Source organism: Rhodococcus spelaei, assembly GCF_006704125.1.
GTDB classification, from domain to species: Bacteria; Actinomycetota; Actinomycetes; order Mycobacteriales; family Mycobacteriaceae; genus Rhodococcus_G; species Rhodococcus_G spelaei.
In genome coordinates this window covers 420685-440564 of record NZ_VIGH01000002.1, presented here as the reverse complement: position 1 = coordinate 440564, position 19880 = coordinate 420685, and the positions used below count along the sequence as shown (strand labels likewise).

18 protein-coding genes and 1 pseudogene are annotated in these 19880 nt (G+C 69.9%); 9 read left to right on the top strand and 10 right to left on the bottom strand.

What is annotated here, in order from left to right; all coding sequences use genetic code 11:
- Positions 1–41 precede the first annotated feature (41 nt).
- Positions 42–1166, bottom strand: a complete 1125-nt coding sequence (locus tag FK531_RS05850) for a citrate synthase 2 (RefSeq protein ID WP_142096157.1) — start codon at positions 1164–1166, stop codon at positions 42–44.
- A gap of 177 nt (positions 1167–1343) precedes the next feature.
- On the opposite strand from FK531_RS05850, the gene pdxH reads away from it, so the two are divergent.
- The 6 genes and pseudogenes from pdxH to FK531_RS22630 all read left to right on the top strand — a co-directional run bounded on the left by pdxH (position 1344) and on the right by FK531_RS22630 (position 6415).
- On the top strand, positions 1344–2045 hold the full coding sequence (pdxH, locus tag FK531_RS05845; RefSeq protein ID WP_435531018.1) for a pyridoxamine 5'-phosphate oxidase: 702 nt from the start codon (positions 1344–1346) through the stop codon (positions 2043–2045).
- A complete protein-coding gene (locus tag FK531_RS05840) occupies positions 2042–3319 on the top strand; it encodes an MFS transporter (RefSeq protein ID WP_142096154.1) in 1278 nt (425 codons plus the stop codon). Before pdxH ends, FK531_RS05840 begins: the two co-directional genes overlap by 4 nt.
- Positions 3320–3367: 48 nt before the next feature.
- A complete protein-coding gene (locus tag FK531_RS05835; RefSeq protein ID WP_142096151.1) occupies positions 3368–4282 on the top strand; it encodes an aldose 1-epimerase family protein in 915 nt (304 codons plus the stop codon).
- A gap of 103 nt (positions 4283–4385) precedes the next feature.
- On the top strand, positions 4386–5684 hold the full coding sequence (locus tag FK531_RS05830; protein WP_142096148.1) for a citrate synthase: 1299 nt from the start codon (positions 4386–4388) through the stop codon (positions 5682–5684).
- Positions 5685–5689: 5 nt separating this feature from the next.
- Positions 5690–6043: pseudogene (locus FK531_RS22635) on the top strand (FKBP-type peptidyl-prolyl cis-trans isomerase); the annotation flags it as partial.
- Between the two features lie 6 nt (positions 6044–6049).
- The gene (locus tag FK531_RS22630) at positions 6050–6415 is read left to right on the top strand and encodes an FKBP-type peptidyl-prolyl cis-trans isomerase (RefSeq protein ID WP_290367604.1); all 366 of its coding nucleotides are present in this window, start codon (positions 6050–6052) and stop codon (positions 6413–6415) included.
- A 195-nt stretch (positions 6416–6610) separates the two neighbouring features.
- On the opposite strand, the gene FK531_RS05820 is transcribed toward FK531_RS22630, so the two are convergent.
- The 4 genes from FK531_RS05820 to FK531_RS05805 form a co-directional block, all read right to left on the bottom strand.
- Positions 6611–7924 (bottom strand): sensor histidine kinase, encoded by a 1314-nt coding sequence (locus FK531_RS05820; protein WP_142096142.1) that lies wholly within the window; start codon positions 7922–7924, stop codon positions 6611–6613.
- On the bottom strand, positions 7921–8628 hold the full coding sequence (locus FK531_RS05815; RefSeq protein ID WP_142096139.1) for a response regulator transcription factor: 708 nt from the start codon (positions 8626–8628) through the stop codon (positions 7921–7923). Before FK531_RS05815 ends, FK531_RS05820 begins: the two co-directional genes overlap by 4 nt.
- A gap of 55 nt (positions 8629–8683) precedes the next feature.
- Positions 8684–10594, bottom strand: coding sequence for a propionyl-CoA synthetase (locus tag FK531_RS05810; protein ID WP_142096137.1), 1911 nt, complete (start codon positions 10592–10594; stop codon positions 8684–8686).
- 118 nt (positions 10595–10712) lie between these two features.
- Entirely contained in the window at positions 10713–11870 is a 1158-nt protein-coding gene (locus FK531_RS05805; protein ID WP_142096134.1) for a hypothetical protein, read from the bottom strand.
- Positions 11871–11921: 51 nt separating this feature from the next.
- Between FK531_RS05805 and FK531_RS05800 the strand changes: the two genes are divergently transcribed.
- Positions 11922–12596 (top strand): GOLPH3/VPS74 family protein, encoded by a 675-nt coding sequence (locus tag FK531_RS05800; protein WP_142096131.1) that lies wholly within the window; start codon positions 11922–11924, stop codon positions 12594–12596.
- A 54-nt stretch (positions 12597–12650) separates the two neighbouring features.
- Here the strand turns inward: FK531_RS05800 and FK531_RS05795 are convergent, their stop codons facing one another.
- The 4 genes from FK531_RS05795 to FK531_RS05780 form a co-directional block, all read right to left on the bottom strand.
- Positions 12651–14147, bottom strand: coding sequence for an acetyl-coenzyme A carboxylase carboxyl transferase subunits beta/alpha (locus FK531_RS05795; RefSeq protein WP_142096128.1), 1497 nt, complete (start codon positions 14145–14147; stop codon positions 12651–12653).
- Positions 14148–14177: 30 nt separating this feature from the next.
- The gene (locus FK531_RS05790; protein ID WP_142096711.1) at positions 14178–15383 is read right to left on the bottom strand and encodes an ABC transporter permease; all 1206 of its coding nucleotides are present in this window, start codon (positions 15381–15383) and stop codon (positions 14178–14180) included.
- Between the two features lie 14 nt (positions 15384–15397).
- Positions 15398–16297 (bottom strand): ABC transporter ATP-binding protein, encoded by a 900-nt coding sequence (locus FK531_RS05785; protein WP_142096125.1) that lies wholly within the window; start codon positions 16295–16297, stop codon positions 15398–15400.
- A gap of 103 nt (positions 16298–16400) precedes the next feature.
- The gene (locus FK531_RS05780; protein ID WP_142096121.1) at positions 16401–18041 is read right to left on the bottom strand and encodes an ABC-F family ATP-binding cassette domain-containing protein; all 1641 of its coding nucleotides are present in this window, start codon (positions 18039–18041) and stop codon (positions 16401–16403) included.
- A 75-nt stretch (positions 18042–18116) separates the two neighbouring features.
- Here FK531_RS05780 and FK531_RS05775 point away from each other — a divergent pair, with 75 nt between their 5' ends.
- Entirely contained in the window at positions 18117–18968 is an 852-nt protein-coding gene (locus FK531_RS05775; protein ID WP_181762836.1) for an aldo/keto reductase, read from the top strand.
- Here the strand turns inward: FK531_RS05775 and FK531_RS05770 are convergent.
- Positions 18965–19561: a phosphatase PAP2 family protein gene (locus tag FK531_RS05770; RefSeq protein ID WP_142096115.1), complete on the bottom strand. Its 597-nt coding sequence runs from the start codon at positions 19559–19561 to the stop codon at positions 18965–18967. The two genes, FK531_RS05775 and FK531_RS05770, sit on opposite strands and share 4 nt — an antisense overlap.
- A 47-nt stretch (positions 19562–19608) precedes the next feature.
- Between FK531_RS05770 and FK531_RS05765 the strand changes: the two genes are divergently transcribed.
- A complete protein-coding gene (locus FK531_RS05765; protein WP_142096112.1) occupies positions 19609–19857 on the top strand; it encodes a glutaredoxin domain-containing protein in 249 nt (82 codons plus the stop codon).
- The last annotated feature ends 23 nt before the right edge of the window (positions 19858–19880 follow it).

Here is a 19880-nt window from a genome sequence, read left to right as displayed (position 1 = left end):
TGTTGATGGTGACGAGGCCTGCACGGTTGGGTCGCGGCCGACTAGCGGGCGATCTTGTCCCAACCCTCGACGGAATCGGGGGTGCGGGGCGCGGGGCCGGTGTAGATCGCAGCCGGACGAACCAGCTTGCCGAGTCGCTTCTGCTCCATGATGTGCGCACACCAGCCTGCGGTGCGACCACAGGTGAACATCGCGGGCATCATGTGCGCGGGGACCTCGGCGAAGTCGAGGATCACCGCGGCCCAGAACTCCACGTTGGTCTCGATGGCGCGGTCCGGGCGACGCTCACGCAGTTCGGTGAGTGCTGCCTGCTCGAGTGCGGCGGCGGCCTCGTAGCGCGGGGCGTCCAGGCGCTTGGCGGTGGCGCGGAGCACACGGGCACGGGGATCCTCCGCGCGGTACACGCGGTGCCCGAAGCCCATCAGCTTCTCCTTGCGGTCCAGGATGCCCTTGACCAGTGCGCGTGCGTCGCCGGTCTTCTCGGTCTCCTCGATCATCGGGAGCACGCGGGCCGGGGCGCCGCCGTGCAGCGGGCCCGACATCGCGCCGATGGCGCCGGACAGCGAGGCCGCGACGTCGGCGCCGGTGGAGGCGATGACGCGGGCGGTGAACGTGGAGGCGTTCATGCCGTGCTCGGCGGCGGACACCCAGTAGGCGTCGATGGCCTCGGTGTGCTTCGGGTCCGGGTCACCCTTCCAGCGGGTCATGAAACGCGCTGTGACGGTGTCGCATTCGTCGATGACCTTCTGCGGAACGGCGGGCTGGTAGATGCCGCGGGCCGACTGCGCCACGTAGGACAGGGCCATCACCGAGGCGCGGGCCAGCTGGTCGCGGGCGGTCTCGTCGTCGATGTCGAGCAGCGGCTGGTAGCCCCAGATCGGGGCCAGCATCGCGAGGCCGGCCTGCACGTCGACGCGGACGTCGCCGGTGTGGATGGGGAGCGGGAACGGCTCGGCGGGCGGCAGGCCCTGGCCGAACTGGCCGTCGACGAGCAGTGCCCACACGTCACCGAAGGTGACGCCGCGACCGACCAGGTCCTCGATGTCGACGCCGCGGTAGCGCAGTGCGCCGCCGTCCTTGTCAGGTTCCGCAATGTCGGTGGTGAAGGCGACGACGCCCTCGAGTCCACTGACGAAATCCTCGGGTACTGCCGCGCTCGATGCCATTGCTCGTGGACTCTCCTCATCCGAGTGCCGCCGGTCCGGGCCGCACTGACTAAGCCATCACCGTCCTGCGGGGCGCGTGCATGGTTTGCAGGCACGTGACGCCGCGGTCACCGCAGAACTCTATCCCGTTCCACGTCGCAGGTGAGCAGTGCATACCCGGGAGTAACGTCATCGGCTGTGTCACCCGATCCCGAGCTCCCGCCCGCCGGCCCCGTCGACCTGGCCGCGATGCGGGTGGCGTACGCGGCGCAGGGTATGAATTCGCCTGCGCAGGAGTCGAACCTGGACGTGGCGGCGCTTGCAGACGGTTGGCTGCCGCTGCTGCAGAAGTGGATGGACCAGGCCAGTGCGGCCGGGATCGCCGAGCCCAACGCGATGGTGTTGGCGACCGTCGACGCCGAGGGCCTGCCCGCCTCGCGGACCGTGCTGTGCAAGGGCCTGACCGAGGACGGGCTGGTCTTCTACACCAACTACGGCTCCGGCAAGGCCCGCCAGCTCGACGCCCACCCGTACGCCTCGGCGACCTTCTCCTGGATCGCGTTCGCACACCAGGTGACCGTCCGTGGCCCGGTGGACCGGGTCGATCCGGAGGTCACCGAGGCCTACTGGCGCACCCGCCCGCGCGGTTCGCAGCTCGGTGCCTGGGCCTCGCAGCAGTCGCGGCCGATCGACTCCCGCGCCGCCCTCGACGCCCAGCTGGCCGAGGTCACCGCGCGGTTCTCGGGCGTCGACGACGTGCCGCTGGTGCCCGGCTGGGGTGGCTTCGTGATCCGGCCGCGGACCGTCGAGTTCTGGCAGGGCCGGGCGAACCGCATGCACAACCGGGTGCTCGTCACCCGCACCGACACCGGGTGGATCGCGGAGCGCCTGCAGCCGTGACCGAACTGAAACGGCGTCGGCTGCTGGCCGACACCACACCCCTGCGCGAACCGCACTACCGGCGGCTGTGGATGGCGGGCATCGTCACCGTCATCGGCGCCCAGCTCAGTGTCGTCGCGGTGCCGCAGCAGGTCTACGAGATCACCGGCAGCTCCGCCTACGTCGGCCTGACCGGCGTCTTCGGCTTGGTGCCGCTCGTGGTGTTCGGGCTCTGGGGTGGGGCGCTCGCCGACGTGATGGACCGGCGCCGGCTGATCACCATCACCACGGTCGGGCTGATCGTCACCTCGGTGCTGTTCTGGTTGCAGGCCGCCGCGGGCGTGGACAACGTGTGGCTGGTGCTCGGCCTGTTCTCGCTGCAGCAGGCGTTCTTCGCGGTCAACCAGCCGACGCGGGCGGCGATCATTCCCCGGCTGATTCCCGGCGACCAACTGCCCGCGGCCAACTCGTTGAACATGACGGTCGTGCAGTTCGGCGCGATCGCCGGACCACTGCTCGCGGGCGTGCTCATCCCGACCGTCGGACTGCCGAGCCTTTACCTGATCGACTCGATCGCCCTGCTCGCCACGCTGTGGGCGGTGATCGCGTTGCCGAAGCTGCCGCCCACCGGGCACACCACCAAGGCGGGTATCGGGGCAGTCGTCGACGGGTTCCGGTACCTGTCCACTCAGAAGGTGCTGCTGGCCTCGTTCGTGGTGGACATCATCGCGATGGTCTTCGGCATGCCGCGCGCGCTGTTCCCGCAGATCGCGCACGAGACGTTCGGCGACCCCGTGTCCGGCGGCGTCGCACTCGGTCTGCTGTTCGCGGCGATGTCCGCGGGTGCGGTGATGGGCGGCGTGTTCTCCGGCTGGCTGCCCGGCGTGCGCTACCAGGGCCGCGCGGTGGTGGCCTGCATCGTGGCGTGGGGCCTGGCGATGGTCGGGTTCGGCGTCGCGGTCGGCTTCGCCTCGCCCGCCAGCGGTCCTGCGCTGATGTGGATCGCGCTCGCGTTCCTCGCCTTCGGCGGCGCGGTGGACATGATCTCCGCGGCCTTCCGCAGCACCATGCTCCAGCAGGTCGCGCCGGACGAGATGCGCGGCCGGCTGCAGGGCGTGTTCATCGTGGTGGTTGCGGGCGGTCCCCGGATCGGCGACGTGCTGCACGGCGTCGCGGCGTACTACGCGGGGACCGCGGTCGCCGCGGCCGGTGGCGGCATCCTGGTGGTGATCGGAACCGTGTTGGCGTGCCTGGCCTTCCCGATCTTCCTTCGCTACCGGGTCGGACGAAGCTAACCGACCGTATTGACCGCAGGTTCACAGCTTTGGTGGACACTGGGGCGCATGCGTGAGCCCGTGTACTCGATTCGATCCGGCGACTACACCGCGGAGGTGGTCGCCCGCGGTGCCGGTCTGCGGGTGCTCGAGCATGCGGGCCGCGCCCTGACGGAGACCTGGGAGGCGGGCGAGCGACCGCCACTCTCGGCGGGCCTCGTGCTGGCGCCGTGGCCGAACCGGATTCGCGACGGGCACTTCTACTTCGACGGCGTCGAGCATCAGCTGGCCCTGACCGAACCGGCCCGGGGCAACGCGATCCACGGACTGGTCCGCCGCGACGACTGGCAGTTGGTCGAGCACTCCGCGCACCGGGTGGAGCAGACGATCCGGGTGGGACTGCACAAGGGCTGGCCGTACCCGCTGCAGCTGACGGTCGCGCACGAGCTCGGCGCGGACGGGCTCACCGTCTCGCACACCGCGACCAACATCGGCGCCATGCCCGCGCCGTTCGGGCTCGGCGTGCACGCCTACCTGCGAGCGGGGGACACGCCGCTCGACGAGTGCACCCTGCGGCTGACCGCGGGCACCCGACTGCCGCTCGACCCGGACCGCATGCTGCCCAGCGGCAACTCCGAGTCGGTGTACGGCACCGAGTACGACTTCACCACCGCGCGCAGCCTCGCCGGCGTCCAGCTCGACACCCCGTTCAGTTCCATCGTGCCGGACCCGGACGGTCGGGCCCGGCACGAGTTGCGGGCCGCGGACGGATCCGGCGCCGTGCTGTGGGCGGACCGCCGTTTCGGCTGGGTTCAGGTCTTCACCGCCGACCCGGCCAACGGGCAGGGCTATCCGGGGCGCGGTCGGGCACTGGCGGTCGAGCCGATGACGTGCCCGCCGGACGCGTTCAATTCCGGTATCGACCAGGTGGTTCTCGGTCCGGGGCAGTCCTGGGCGGGGACCTGGGGAATCGACGCTCTGTAGTCGCGAAACCGACCCTCCCTGGGCATCCGAACCGAACTGCGACTAGGTTCTAGACGACTGATATTTGCAACTCGCAAAGGTTCGAGTTTGAGAGGGATCCTTCGTGCCCGCTGTCGATGACACCACGCCCACGCTCAGCTATCCGGGTGGCGAACACTCGATGTCCATTGCCAAAGCAACTGAGGGCAATGACGGCATCGAGCTGGGCAAGCTCCTTTCCGCGACGGGGTACACCACCCTCGATCCCGGATTCGTCAACACCGCCTCCACCAAGTCGGCGATCACCTACATCGACGGCGAGCAGGGCATCCTGCGGTACCGCGGTTACCCGATCGAACAGCTCGCGGAGGGCTCGACCTTCCTCGAGGTGAGCTACCTGCTCATCTACGGCGAGCTGCCCTCGGTCGACGAGCTCGCCGCGTTCACCACCCGCATCCAGCGCCACACGCTGCTGCACGAGGACCTCAAGCGGTTCTTCGACGGCTTCCCGCGCAACGCGCACCCGATGCCGGTGCTCTCGTCCGCGGTGAACGCCCTGTCGGCGTACTACCAGGACTCGCTGGACCCCGACGACCCGGAGCAGGTGGAGCTGTCCACCACGCGACTGCTCGCGAAGCTGCCGACCATCGCGGCCTACGCATACAAGAAGTCCGTGGGCCAGCCGTTCCTCTACCCCGACAACTCGCTGTCGCTGGTGGAGAACTTCCTGCGGATGACGTTCGGCTTCCCGGCCGAGCCGTACGCGGTGGACCCGGAGGTCGCCAAGGCCCTCGACATGCTGCTGATCCTGCACGCCGACCACGAGCAGAACTGCTCCACGTCGACGGTGCGCATGGTCGGCTCGTCGGACGCCAACCTGTTCACCTCAGTCTCCGCGGGCATCAACGCGTTGTGGGGCCCGCTGCACGGCGGCGCCAACCAGGCCGTGCTCGAGATGCTCGACGAGATCAAGGCCAGCGGCGGTGACGTCAAGGAGTTCGTCCGCAAGGTCAAGAACAAGGAAGACGGCGTGAAGCTCATGGGCTTCGGGCACCGCGTCTACCGCAACTACGACCCGCGCGCGGCGATCGCCAAGAAGTCTGCGGACACCATCCTCGCCAAGCTCGGCGGCGACGACGAGCTGCTCGAGATCGCGAAGGCGCTCGAGGAGGCCGCGCTCACCGACGACTACTTCATCGAGCGCAAGCTGTACCCGAACGTCGACTTCTACACCGGCCTGATCTACCGCGCGATGGGCTTCCCGACGCGGATGTTCACCGTGCTGTTCGCGATGGGTCGACTGCCCGGCTGGATCGCGCACTGGCGTGAGATGCACGAGGACCCGGCCACGAAGATCGGCCGCCCTCGGCAGATCTACACCGGTTACACCGAACGCAACTACGTCGATCTCGGAAGCAGGTAGGTCGCATGAGCAACGAGCAGCCGGTGATCGAGTTCCAGGAGGGCCCCGCGCCCACCGAGCTCGTGATCAAGGACATCACCGTTGGTGACGGCGCCGAGGCCACTCCCGGCGCCAAGGTCGAGGTGCACTACCTCGGCGTCGAGTTCGACTCTGGCGAGGAGTTCGACTCCTCGTGGAGCCGCGGCGAGTCGATCAACTTCCCGCTCGCCGGCCTGATCGCGGGCTGGCAGGAGGGCATTCCCGGGATGAAGGTCGGCGGTCGCCGCCAGCTCACCATCCCGCCGGAGCTCGCCTACGGCCCGGCCGGTGCCGGACACCAGCTCTCGGGCAAGACCCTCGTCTTCGTGATCGATCTCCTCGACGTCGTGGTTCCGCCGGCGGCGCCGGTGATCGAGCCCGCGACCGGCCCGGCCCCGGCCGAGCTGGTGATCGAGGACATCACCGTCGGTGACGGTGCCGAGGCGCAGCCCGGTGGCGTCGTCGATGTGCACTACCACGGCGTCGAGTACGACACGAACAAGGTGTTCGACTCCTCGTTCCAGCGCGGCGAGTCCGTGAAGTTCCCGCTGCCCCGGTTGATTCCGGGCTGGCAGGAAGGTATCCCCGGCATGAAGGTCGGTGGCCGACGCAAGCTGACGGTCCCGCCGGAGCTGGCGTACGGTCCGGCCGGCTCGGGTCACCCGCTCGGCGGCAAGACCCTGGTCTTCGTGATCGACCTGCTGGGTGTCTGAGAAACCCAGCGCCTGACAGATCCGAAAGGCCCCGTGTCGCAATGCGATACGGGGCCTTTCGCATGCGCGGACTCCGGCGTCCCCGCCTTGCCCCAGCAGCCCCCGCCTTGCATTGAACGGGGGTTCAGTGGTCATTCTGGGTCGAAAGGTGGTCACTGAACCCCCATTCAATGCTTGGGGGCGCGGGCGGCGAGGTCAGGGGCGGGGCGGGATGTCGAACACCAGGCGCGCCCCGCCGAGGGTGCTGTCCTCGAACCACGCTCGGCCGCCGTGCAATTGGGCCTGCTGCGCGACCAGTGCCAGCCCCAGGCCGGAGCCGCCGGTCGAAGCGGCGGAGCCTCGGCGGAAGCGCTCGAAGACCACCTCGCGTTCCGGTTCGGGGATGCCGCGGCCGTTGTCGTCGACGGTCAGCCGGACGGTGCCGTCATCGAGCCGCTGCACGGCCAGCGCGACTTCGGTGGCGCCGCCGTGGCGAACCGCGTTCGCGACGGCATTGTCCACGGCCAGACGCATTCCCGCGGGCAGTCCGCGGATCACGAGCACCGGGTCGGACTCGACGCGCACCGTCAGGTTCGGATTCTGGCGCTCGGCGTCGTTCGAGGCCGCGTCGCACAGTTCCACGAGGTCGGTGGGAACGTGGTCCCGCTCGCTGGAGAGCTCGCCCGAGGCGAGCCGCTCGAGTGCGGACAGGGTGGCCTCGACACGGCCTTGGGTGCGGGCCAGGTCGGCGAGGATCTCGGCGCGCTGCGCGTCGTCGAGTTCGAGGGTGCTGAGCACCTCGATGTCGGTGCGCATCGCGGTCAGCGGGGTGCGCAGCTCGTGGGCGGAGACTGCGGCGAAGTCTCGCGCGGTGTCGAGGGCGGCGGTGGTCTGGGACTGCGCGTCCGCGATTCGGCCGAGCATCAGCTCGATGGCGTCGGCCAGCTCTTCCGCCTCGCGAACCCCGGATACTTGTGCGGCTTGCGGTGTGTCACTACCGATCTGGTGGGTGAGCGAGACGATCGGGCGCACCGCACGGCCGCCGAAGATCCAGCCGAGCCCGGTCGCGGCGGCGACGGCGAGCAGTCCGGCGATGATCACCCACTGGCGCTGGTCGGTGGTCACGTCGCGGGCCTCGGACGCCGGCACCGCCAACGAGAGCAGCAGCGACGATTTCGGAATCGGGTTGGTGACCACGCGGTAGTCGACGCCGTCGACGCGGACGGTCGTGGCGCCCGGCTCGAGCGAGGGCAGTTGGGTGGGGGTGCTGACGACGACGGACCCGCCGGAGCGGATGGTCACCGCGAACGCGCCGCCGTCGCCGAAGGTCGGCAGGAACGAGGTCGCGGACGCCACGTTGGCGATCAGCACGCTGGACGCGGTGTCCAGCCGCCGGTCCAACTGGCTGACGTTGTTGCGGGAGATCGCGACGGAGATGAAGATGCCGAGCAGTGCGGCGATGATGGCGGCGCCGAGGGCGGTGGCGGCTGCGACGCGGGCCCGCAGCGAATGCGACCGCCGACGGCTCATTGGGTGTCCCGCAGCACGAAGCCGACGCCGCGCACGGTGTGCAGGATGCGGAGGTGGCCGTGCGCCTCGAGCTTGCGCCGCAGGTAGCCGACGAACACGTCGACCACGTTGGTGTCGGCGACGAAGTCGTACCCCCAGACCAGTTCGAGCAGCCGCTCGCGGGTCAGGACTACCCCGGCATTGCGGACCAGGACGGCGAGCAGCTCGAATTCCCTTTTGGTGAGCTCGATTTCGATCCCGTCCAGGGCGGCCCGCCTGCCCAGCAGGTCCACCGACAAGCCTCCGACCCCGATGCTGCCTGCCGGTGCGGGCGCAGCAGCGGGAGCGGTGCGCCTGCGCATCATCGCGCGGATCCGGGCGACCAGTTCGGCGAGTACGAAAGGCTTGACCAGGTAGTCGTCCGCGCCGGCCTCGAGGCCGGCCACCCGGTCGTCCACCGACGAGCGGGCGCTGAGCACGCAGATCGGGATGTCGTTGCCCATCGCCCGTAGCGCGGTGACGACGCTGGCGCCGTCGAGGACGGGCATGTTCATGTCGAGCACCACGGCGTCGGGGGAGCGCTCGGCGACCACCGACAGTGCCTGCGCACCGTCCGCCGCGGTGAGGACGGTGAAGCCGGACAGGCGCAGGCCGCGTCGCAGGGACGCGAGGACGTCCTGGTCGTCGTCGACGACCAGGACGGTCGCGGTAGCGGGATCGGTCACCCCGCCATTGTGCCTGGCCGGGTCTCGTCGCCGCTCTGAGAATCCTCTGAGTGTGTCAGGCGCCCGGGCCGCCGAGCAGCCGGGTCAGTGCGTCGAGCACCGCGGGATCCTCGATCGTCGAGGGAACGGTGTAGTCCTCGTGGTCGGCGATCTGGCGCATCGTCTTGCGGAGGATCTTGCCGGAGCGGGTCTTCGGCAGTGCCTGCACGACCGTCACGTCGCGGAAGGTCGCGACGGCGCCGATCTGGTCGCGGACCATCGCCACCAGCTCGGTGCGCAGCTGCTCGGGCTCGACCTCCGCACCGGCCTTGAGCACGACGTAGCCGCTGGGGCGCTGGCCCTTGAGCTCGTCCTTGATGCCGACGACCGCGCACTCGGCGACGGCCGCGTGCTGGGCGACGACGGCCTCCATCGCGCCGGTCGAGAGCCGATGCCCGGCGACGTTGATCACGTCGTCGCTGCGGCCCAGGACGAACACGTACCCGTCGGCGTCGACGTAGCCGGAGTCGCCGGTCAGGTAGTAGCCGGGGAAGGTCGCCAGGTACGACTTGACGTAGCGCTCCTCGTCGCGCCACAACCCGGCCAGGGTGCCGGGCGGCAGTGGCAGCGCGATCACGATGTTGCCCTCGGCGCCGGCCTCGACCTCTGCGCCCTCGGCGTCCACCACCTGGACGCGGTAACCGGGCACCGGCACCGTTGGCGAGCCGGCCTTGATCGGCATCGGGTCGAGTCCCCGCAGGTTCGCGCAGATCGCCCAACCGGTCTCGGTCTGCCACCAGTGGTCGATCACGGGCACGCCGAGCTCGCGGGTGGCCCATTCGTAGGTGTCCGGGTCGAGTCGCTCACCCGCGGCGAACAGCGTGGTCATCGAGGAGATGTCGTAGTGGGCAAGCTCTTTCGCGTCCGGGTCCTCCTTGCGGATGGCGCGGATCGCGGTCGGTGCGGTGAACAGTGCCCGCACCTTGTGCTCGGCGATCACCCGCCAGAACGCGCCCGCGTCGGGTGTGCCGACCGGCTTGCCCTCGTACATGACGGTCGTCGCGCCGACCAGCAGTGGCGCGTACACGATGTAGGAGTGACCGACCACCCAGCCGACGTCCGACGCGGTCCACATGACCTGGCCGGGGCCGATGTCGTAGATGTTGCGCATCGACCAGGCCAGCGCGACGGCGTGCCCGCCGTTGTCGCGGACCACGCCCTTGGGCTTACCGGTCGTGCCGGAGGTGTAGAGGATGTAGAGCGGGTCGGTCGCCGCCACGGGCACGCAGTCGACGGGTCCGGCGGCCGCAACGGCATCGTCCCAGTCCAGCCAACCCGGGTAATCGGAAGCGGCGCCCGGGATCTGCTCCCGTTTCTTGACGATCACCGTCGCCGGTGCCTGGGCGGTCAACCCGAGCGCCCGCTCGACCAAGGGTAGGTATTCGATCGTGCGTCCCGGCTCGAGCCCGCCGGACGCTGTGACCAGTGCCTTCGGCTGTGCGTCGTCGATGCGGGCCGCGAGTTCGGCGGCGGCGAACCCGCCGAACACCACCGAGTGGATCGCGCCGATCCGCGCGCAGGCGAGCATCGCGACGGCCGCCTCGGGGATCATCGGCATGTACACGACCACGCGATCACCTGCGGAAATGCCCTGCGCAGCAAGCCCACCCGCGAATCGCGACACTTCGTCGAGCAGTTGGGCATAGCTGTAGGTGCGGGTGGTGCCCAGCATCGCGGAGTCGTAGATCAGTGCGGCCTGCTCCCCGCGCCCCGCCGCCACGTGCCGGTCGAGGGCGTTGAAGCAGGTGTTCATCCGGGCGTCCGGAAACCAGCGGTACATCGGGGCGGCCGAGTCGTCGAGGGCGCGGGTGGGCGGGGCGACCCAGTCGATTGCCTCGGCCGCGCCGAGCCAGAATCCCTCGGGGTCCTCGACGCTCTGGCCGAATGCCTCCGCATAGCCACCGTTCGCGTGCCCGACTGAACTCATCGACTCGTGTCCTCTCGCTGACCTGTGATGTGCACTACACCCTATGTGACGGGGTCGGTGGAATGCCCGTGGCGATCGGACAGTCGGTGGGTGGTCGTGAACGGTCGGTGAACGGTGGTCACCGGGGCACGGGGAGGAGGTCGAGATCGGAGACGGCGTAGGTGTTGTTGCCGCTCTCGGTCCCTGTGCCGGCAACCTCCGCCAGCCACGCCAACTCGACGCGTTCGCCCGCCCGCGCACCGCTGACGAGGTCGTAGCGGGTGAGGGTCGGTGGCCGCTGTGCGGGGTCGAGCACGGCGACGGTGGTGCCGGTCACCGACGCGACGGTGCCCTCGCCCGCTTCGGGGATCGTCCATTCCGGCCGTGCATCTGCCGGGCCGTCGAGGGGCACCGACAGCACATCGCCGTCCCAGTTGAGCCAGTACAAGCGGTCCTCGACGACGGTCAGCGAGCCGCGGCGCGTTGCCGGTGAGTGGCCGTCCATCGCGATCGGCCGGGCGTCCCGGTCCCCGGCGGTCGGGTCCGTGCGAACCAACGTCAGCCCCGACTCGCTGCCGTCGGCCGCGGGCGGCGACCGGTGCAGCGAGAGCATCGCCCCACCATCGGGGGTGCAGACGGCAGCCGCCGATGCGGCCGAGAAGTCGAGACCTGTGAGCCAGTTCCCCCGCTCGACCGGGTCGCCGCCGACTGGCACCTCGAACAGCCTGGCGACGTATCGGCCATCGGTGTCGGCGGGGCCGACGTCCCGTGCGACGGCGACCACGCGGTCGCCGCACTGCGCCGCGGCGTCGACCAGGCCGGGCACCGAACCGGTGGCGGCCTGGCCGTCGCCGGCGACGGTGACGAAGACGCTCTCCCGGCCGCCGTTGAACCAGACGGTCGCCACGCCGGTCGCCGGGTCGTTCACCGCAGCCTGGACTGTCGACTCGTCGATACCGAAATCGATGCGTGACGTCGGGGTCATCGTCGTGACCGCATGCGCGGACACCGTCACCAGTCGGCCCGGTGACGCCAGTGCCTGGGTTGCGTGGATCTCGTCGCCCTCGATGCGCCCGACCACCTCCCCGCCTTCATCGAAAAGGAAAGTCAGGGAGCGGTTCTGGTTGAAGATGTCGCTCTGTACGAAATCCACGGCCCCCACGGAGATCGCGCCCACCGCGTCCGCCGGCAGCACGTCGAGGTCGACCCCGGGGTAGTCGCGTGATCCGCACGCCGTCAGTGTGGCCGCCGTCGTCACCAGTACCGCGGCCTGAATCGTGTTTCGCACACCCGTCATATCCGACGAACCCTATCCCGATCGGCGGAGCGGACGTCGTACGGTGGAGCCATGACTCTGCTCGCCGAGGACCTGCTCCTGCTCCTGCTCGACGGCAAGACCGGAAAGCCGCTGGTGGACGGCACCGCGCTGCCCCGCGCACTGGCCGGAGCGGTGCTGCTCGACCTCGCGCTGGACGGGGTGGTCGAACCCGCCGCGGAGGACGGCGAGGTGAAGAAGGGTCGGCTGGTGCTGCGCGATCGCACCGCGCCGCTGGACCCGATCCTCGCGCGGGCAACCGCCCAGCTGCGGGGTTCGAAGCCGATGAAGCCGGAGCGGGCGATCGAGAAACTCGGCCAGGGGCTGCGGGAGGCTGTGCTCGGACGCATCGTCGAGCGGGGCTGGGTGCACGAGCGCAAGGGCAAGTTGCTCGGCATCTTCCCGACCAAGACGTGGCCGTCGGTGGATCCCTCCCACGAGCGGGTGGTGCGCGAGAAGCTGTGGGCGGTGCTGGTCGACGGCACCGGACCTGAACCGCGGACGGCCGCACTGGTGTCGCTGCTGTCCGCGGTGGACGCCGCACACAAGGTGTTCCCGGATGCGGACCGCAAGGCGATCCGCAAGCGCGCCAAGGCAGTCGCCGCCGACGACTGGGCCGGGGCCGCCGTCCGCAAGGCAGTCGAGGCCGTCAACGCCGCGATCATCGCGGCGGTGATCGTGCCGTCGGTGGCGGCCGGCGGTAGCTAGCAGGGTGGTGAGAGTGTGGGATTCCTCCCGGAATCCGGGAGGAATCCCACACTCTCACTCTCCGGCGATACCGAGGTTGCGGTAGCGTGCGATCCGCGTGCGATACCGCTGCTCGGCAGGCACGTCGACCAGCCTCGACAACTCGCGGGCGATCGCCTCGCCGACCCTCTTGGAGAACCCGATCGGCTCGTCCGCGGCGTCGGGCACTTCCGGGATGATCGCGTCGACCACGCCGTCGCGGAGCAGGTCGAGGGATCGGATGCCTTGGGCCGCAGCCATGCTCGGGGCGTGCGTGGTGTCCCGGTGCACGATGGCACTGGCGCCCTCCGGCGGCAGCGGGGCCAACCAGCCGTTCTGTGCGCAGAGCACCCGATCGGCGGGCAGCAGGGCCAGTGCACCGCCGCCGGTGCCCTGACCGAGCAGCACCGAGACGGTCGCGGTGTCGAGGGTGACGAGATCGGCGAGGCAGCGCGCGATCTCGGGGGCGAGCCCGCGTTCCTCGGCTTCCTTCGACAGTGACGCTCCGAGGGTGTCGATGACCAGCACCAGCGGTATGCCCAGCTCCTCGGCGAGCTTCATCGCCCGGCGCGCCTCGCGCAGTGCTGCGGGTCCCATCGTGTGCTGAGCCGACTGGCCGCTGCGGTCCTGGCCGAACAGGACGCACGGCGCCCCGCGGAACCGGGCCAGCGACACCAGCACCGTCTTGTCGGCCTCGCCCTGGCCCGTGCCGCTGAGCGGAACCTGTTCGGTGGCAGCGTATCTCAGCAACTGTCGGATGCCGGGCCGGTCCGTTCGTCGCGAGAGCATCACCGACTGCCACGCCGGCACGTCCGGGATCTCGGCGGGTTCGGGGTGCCCGTCCACCCACTCGTCGGACTCGCCGGTCATCACCCGCAACGCCCGATGGACCAGGTGCCGCAACCACTTCGGTTCCACCACCCCGTCGATGACGCCGTTGGCGTAGAGGTTCTCGGCGGTCTGCACGCCGTCGGGGAACTTCTCGCCGTACAGGGCCTGGTAGACGCGTGGGCCGAGGAACCCGATCAGTGCGCCGGGCTGCGCGACCGTCACGTGCCCGAGCGAACCCCAGGACGCGAAGACCCCGCCGGTGGTCGGGTTGCGCAGGTACACCAGGTACGGCAGGTGGGTCGCCTTGTGTACGGTGATCGCCGCGGCGATCTTCACCATCTGAACGAAGGCGAGGGTGCCCTCCTGCATGCGGGTGCCGCCGGAGGTCGGCGACGCGAGCAGCGGCAGGGACTCGGCGGTCGCGCGCTCCACGGCGGAGACGATCCGTTCCGCGGCGGCGACGCCGATCGAGCCGGCGAGGAAGCCGAACTCGCAGGCGATCACCGCGACCCGGCGACCGCGCACCGCGCCCTCGCCGGTGATCACCGACTCGTCCAGGCCGGTCTTCGCCTCCGCCGCGTCCAGGTCGGCTCGGTAGGCCGGGTCGGTGTCCACCCGGATCGGAGGCCGGTCCCAGGAGACGTAGCTGTCGGTGTCGAGTACCAGGTCGAGCATCTCGTGGGCGGACAGTCGCTCGGTCATGTGCCCGACCATATCCCGAGGCGTCGGCGGCTACGTGCGCCCGAACGCCTCTTTCCACGACACCGTCTTGCCGACCCGCAGGATGGAGCGCTGGTAGATCTTGGCCGCGACAAGCGAGAGGGCGACCGTGACGGCCAGCATGATCGCGATGGTGCCGAGCACCTGCCCCGGCCCGGTGACACCGGCCGCGATCCGCAGCGGCATCAGCACCGCGGAGAACGGCGGTATCCAGCTCAGCACGTTGCTCAGCGTGCCGTCCGGGTTTCCGACGGCGGAGAAGGCGGTGAAGAACATCGCCATGATCAGCAGTGTCATCGGCATCGCGGTGGAGTTGACGTCCTCCTGTCGCGAGACCATCGAGCCGGCCGCGGCGTACAGCACGGCGAAGAACGCGAAGCCGAGGACGAACCAGCCGAGGGTGCCCGCCACGGTGCCGAGTGCGGCACCGGTGACGGTGAGTGCGCCGGTCGCCATGCCCGCGCCGATGCCCGCGACGCCGTAGGCGGTCAGCTGCAGCAACCCGACCGCGCCGATGCCGATGATCTTGCCCCACAACAGCTGCAACGGTCGCAGGGTGGACAGCAGGAGCTCGACGACCCGGCTGGACTTCTCCTCGACGACTCCCATCGCCACGTACATGCCGAACGCGAGGATCTGCATGTACAGCACGATCACTGCGGCGATGGACAGCGCGACCCGTTGTCCCCGTTCGGGATCGGGTGGGTTGATCGCGTCGACGGTAACCGCGGCGGTGGCGGTGGCCTTGTCGAGGGCCGCCATGTCCACGCCCTGCGCGGCCAGCGCCGACTGCTGGGCCCGGCCCGACACCGCGGCGACGAGAACAGTGTGCAGGCCCGCGTCGATCTCCGAATCGGTGACGGCCGTGGCAGATCCGTCGGGATGCGGGACCAGGGCGACGTCGAGGTCGCCCGACTCGACGCGGTCGCGGGCGGTGGCCTCGTCGGGCACCTCGGACACCTCGACGAGCGTGCCGGTCCGCTCGCCCGCCGAGACGAGCAGGGCGGACAGCGACTGGTCGCCGACGAGTCCGACGGTGGCGCGGTCCTCTGCGCTGCCGCCGGAGAAGATCGAGTATCCGACGATGCCGCCGACGATCGCGATCAGCACGATCACGTTGCTGATCAGGAAGCTCTTCTTCCGGACCTGGGTGCGGAATTCGCGCCGGGCGACGAGGCGGATCGCGCGGGTGTTGCCCAGTGCAGTTCGGGTGCGCATCGGGGTGGGAGCGCTCACGCGGCCACGACCTCTCGGAACAGTTCGGTGAGGGAGGGCCTGTGCAGCGAGAACTCGTGCACCGGTCCCGTTTTCAGCGCGGCGGCAAGGACCTGCTGATCGTCGGTCTCCGCGTCGAGTTCGAGCCTGGTGCGGCCGTCACTGTGGCCGAGTGTGCGGACGCCGGCGAGACCGTCCGCCCAGCCGGTCGGCGCACCGGGCGCGTGCACGAGGAGCTGCTGGCGACCGGTGCCGCGGAGTTCGTCGACTGTGCCGACGGCGCGCATCCGGCCGCGGGCGATGATGCCGACGCGGTGGCACAGCCGCTGCACCAGGTCGAGTTGGTGACTGGAGAAGATGACCGGCACACCGGTGGCCGCCTTCTCGATCAGGACCGCACTCATCACGTCGACGGCCACCGGGTCCAGGCCGGAGAACGGTTCGTCGAGGACGAGCACCGCCGGGTCGTGGACCAGGGCGGCGGCAAGCTGGACCCGCTGCTGATTGCCGAGGCTGAGCGAGTCCACGGTGTCGCCGAGTCGCTCGGAGATGCCCAGGCGTTCCGTCCAGTGCTCGACGGCGGTGCGAGCCTCGGTCCGGGAAAGCCCGTGCAGCTCGGCCAGATACGACAGCTGCGTACCGACCTTCATCTTCGGGTACAGGCCGCGTTCCTCGGGCATGTAGCCGATGGTGCGGCGGACGTCGAGGTCGATCGGCCGGTCGCCGAGCCGGACCTCACCGGAGTCCGCGCTGAGCACGCCGAGCGCAATCCGCATGGTGGTGGTCTTGCCCGCGCCGTTGGAACCGACGAAGCCGAAGATCTCGCCGGGGTGGACCTCGAAGCTGAGGTCGTCCAGTGCGACCACGTCCCCGTAGCGCTTGGAGACTCGGTCCACGGCAAGGGTGTTCGCAGTCACGCAGTCTCCACTGGGCTAGGTCCGGACACGACGGGGGAGGGGCCGGTGGCAAACCGGACTCGTGCCCGAGTGTAGAGCGGAGGACGAGTCCGGGCAGCCCCGCTCACTCTTCCCTGAGCGTCCCGTCGGTCATCCGCCACCGTCGAGTGCTGCGCATCGTGTCCAGCATCCGGCGGTCGTGGGTGACGAGCAGCAGGGTGCCCTCGTACTCGTCCATCGCGCGCTCGAGCTGCTCGATGGCCGGCAGGTCCAGGTGGTTGGTCGGTTCGTCGAGCACCAGCAGGTTCACCCCGCGTGCCTGCAGCAGAGCCAGTGCGGCCCTTGTCCTTTCGCCGGGAGACAGCGAGCTCGCGGGTCGCAGCACGTGTGCGCCGCGCAGGCCGAACTTGGCGAGCAGGGTGCGCACCTCGGCATCCGGCCAGTCGGGTACCTGTGCACCGAACGCCTCCGCCAGCGCCTCGTCGCCCTCGAACAGGCCGCGCGCCTGGTCCACCTCGCCGACCGCGACGCCCGAGCCGAGGGTCGCGGTGCCCTCGTCGGGGGTCAGCTTGCCGAGCAGCACCCGCAGCAGGGTGGTCTTGCCGGACCCGTTCGGTCCGGTGACGAGAATCCGGTCGCCCCAGTCGATCTGGGTGGTGATCGGTCCGAGGCGGAACGTTTCACGTTGAACAACCGCGCCGCCGAGGGTTGCGACCACGCTGCCGCTGCGCGGAGCGTCGGCGATCTGCATGCGCAGTTCCCACTCCTTGCGCGGCTCCTCGATCACCTCGAGCCGCTCGATCCGGCGCTGCGTCTGTCGGGCCTTCGCGGCCTGCTTCTCGGTGGACTCCGCGCGCGCCTTGCGCCCCATCTTGTCGGAGTCGGCGTTCTTGGCCTTGCGGCGGGCGTTGCGGACGCCGTGCTCGAGCCAGTTGCGCTGCATCTGCGCGCGATCCTCGAGGCCGGCCTTGGTGTCGGCGTACTCCTCGTAGCGGTCCCGCGCGTGCTGGCGGGCGATGGCCCGCTCGGCCAGGTACGAGTCGTAGCCGCCGTCGTAGACCGAGATCTGTTGCTGTGCCAGGTCGAGTTCCACGATCCCGGTCACCGTGCGCGCCAGGAACTCCCGGTCGTGGCTGACCACCACGATGCCGGTACGAGCTTCGGCGACGAACCGCTCCAGCCGCTCCAGGCCGTCGAGGTCCAGGTCGTTGGTCGGCTCGTCGAGCAGCAGCACGTCGTAGCGCGAGAGCAGCAGTGAGGCCAGCCCGGCCCGGGCCGCCTGGCCGCCCGACAGTGCGGTCATCTCGGCGTGCAGGCCGACGTCGAGGCCGAGGTCGGTGAGCACCTTCTCAGCACGCTCGGCCAGGTCCGCCCCGCCGAGTGCGAGCCAGCGCTCGAGGGCATGGGAGTACCGGTCGTCCCCACCGTCCTCGGCGAGCGACTCCGCCGCGGCGTTCATCTCCTCCTCCGCCTCGGTGACACCGGTGCGCCTGCCGAGGAATCCCTCGACTGTCTCGCCGGGCAACCGCTCGGGTTCCTGGGTGAGGTGACCGACGGTGGCGTGCGGCGGGCTGAGCGTGACGGTGCCCTCGATATCGGCAGTCGTGTCGCCGGAGAGGATCGAGAGCAGGGTGGACTTGCCCGCGCCGTTCACGCCGACCAGTCCGACGACATCGCCCGGTGCGACTACCAGGTCGAGGTCGGAGAAAAGGAGGCGCTCGCCGCGGGATGCGGACAGCCCGTCGGCGTGCAGGGTGGCGGTCATGGGGCAATTCTCGCAGGCGCCCCGATCGCGCGGTCGTGCGGAACAAGTCTGCGGTGTGGGCCGTTGTCTGCTTCTATGACCTCTGTGAGCCCAGTCCCGAACGTGACCCTCAGCGACGGCAACACCGTTCCCCAGCTCGGTTTCGGGGTGTGGCAGGTGCCCGACGACGAGAGTTTCACCGCGGTGACCAGCGCGTTGAGCATCGGCTACCGGAGCATCGACACCGCCGCGATCTACGGCAACGAGGCCGGCACCGGCCGCGCCATCGCCTCGTCCGGCATCGCCCGCGACGAGTTGTTCGTCACCACCAAGCTCTGGAACGGCACCGCCCAACCGTGGACGCGGGACGCGGTGTTCTTCGAGTTCGAGGCCTCGCTCAACCGGCTCGGCCTGGACTACCTGGACCTGTACCTGATCCACTGGCCGCGGGCGATGCGCGAGGACTACCTCGCCATCTGGCGGGCGTTCGCCGAGCTGCGGGCCGACGGCCGGGTGAAGTCGATCGGCGTCTCCAACTTCCAGCCGGCGCAACTGACCCGGATCATCGACGAGACCGGGGTGGTCCCGGTGATCAACCAGGTTGAGGTGCACCCCGACTTCGCGCAGCCGGAGCTGCGGGCCTTCCACGCCGAGCACGGCATCGTGACCGAGGCGTGGTCGCCGCTGGGGCAGGGCCGGGGTCTGCTCGACGACCCGGTGCTCGGACGCATCGCCGAGAAGCACCAGCGGTCCACTGCCCAGGTTGTGCTGCGCTGGCACCTTCAGGTCGGCAACGTGGTTATCCCGAAGTCGGTGACGCCGTACCGGATTCGCCAGAACATCGAGGTGTTCGATTTCGAACTCGACGCCGACGACCTCGCCGCGATCGCGGGTCTGGACACGGGCAACCGGCTCGGTCCGAACCCCGACGAATTCGACATGGGCTAATCGGCCGGTTCCTCGTGCCGCCCGCCGCCGGGTGGTCGCGCCGGCATCAGGCCGGCCACCCGGGCGGCGAGGCAGACCAGCGCGGTGGTCAGCAGTGCCGCGCCGATCGTGTCGGTGAGGTAGTGGAAGCCGTTGGTGACCAGGCCGAGCATGCCGAGCGCGCAGACCACCGCCACGACTGCCACCGCCCACCAGCGCACCCCGACCACCAGCAGTGCCATCCCCGTCACGACCACCACCAGCGTGGTGTGCCCGCTCGGGTACTCCAGGTAGGGGCCGTTGCGGCGGTCGAAGAGGTGCTTGAGCACCTGGTTGATCGTGAGGACCAGCCACGGGCACACCGCGACCACCGCCGCCAGTCGCCACTGCCTGCGCCACAGCGCGACCGCGAGCGAGGCAGCCAGCACCGGTCCGAGCAGCCACCAGTCGGTGAAGGCCAGCAGCCATGTCGGGCGCTGGCCGGTCACCTCCCTGGCATCGTCGAGGAATGCCGCGTCGACCGAGGTGGAGCCGCGGCCCACGGCCAGGCCGAGCGCGATCATGGCGAGCACGCCCATCGGCGGCCACCAGCGGAGCAGATTCCGGGCGGTCATCGGCTCGAAGGTAGCGCGGTGCCGCGGCCCGCGTGGAGACTGAGGCGGTGAACGCTCCCGCAGAGGTGACCTTGTACTGGCGTCCGGGCTGTCCGTTCTGCATGCGGATGCGGGCGACGCTGCGACTGCGCGGCCTGCGCCCGCGCGAGGTCGACATCTGGAAGGACCCGGACGCCGCGGCGTTCGTCCGGTCCGTCGCGGACGGGAACGAGACGGTGCCGACCGTCGTCATCGACGGCGTCGCGCACGTCAATCCGCCGCCCAGGATGGTGGTGGACGCGCTCCGTCGCGGATGAACCGTCGACCCGGCGTTCGGCGA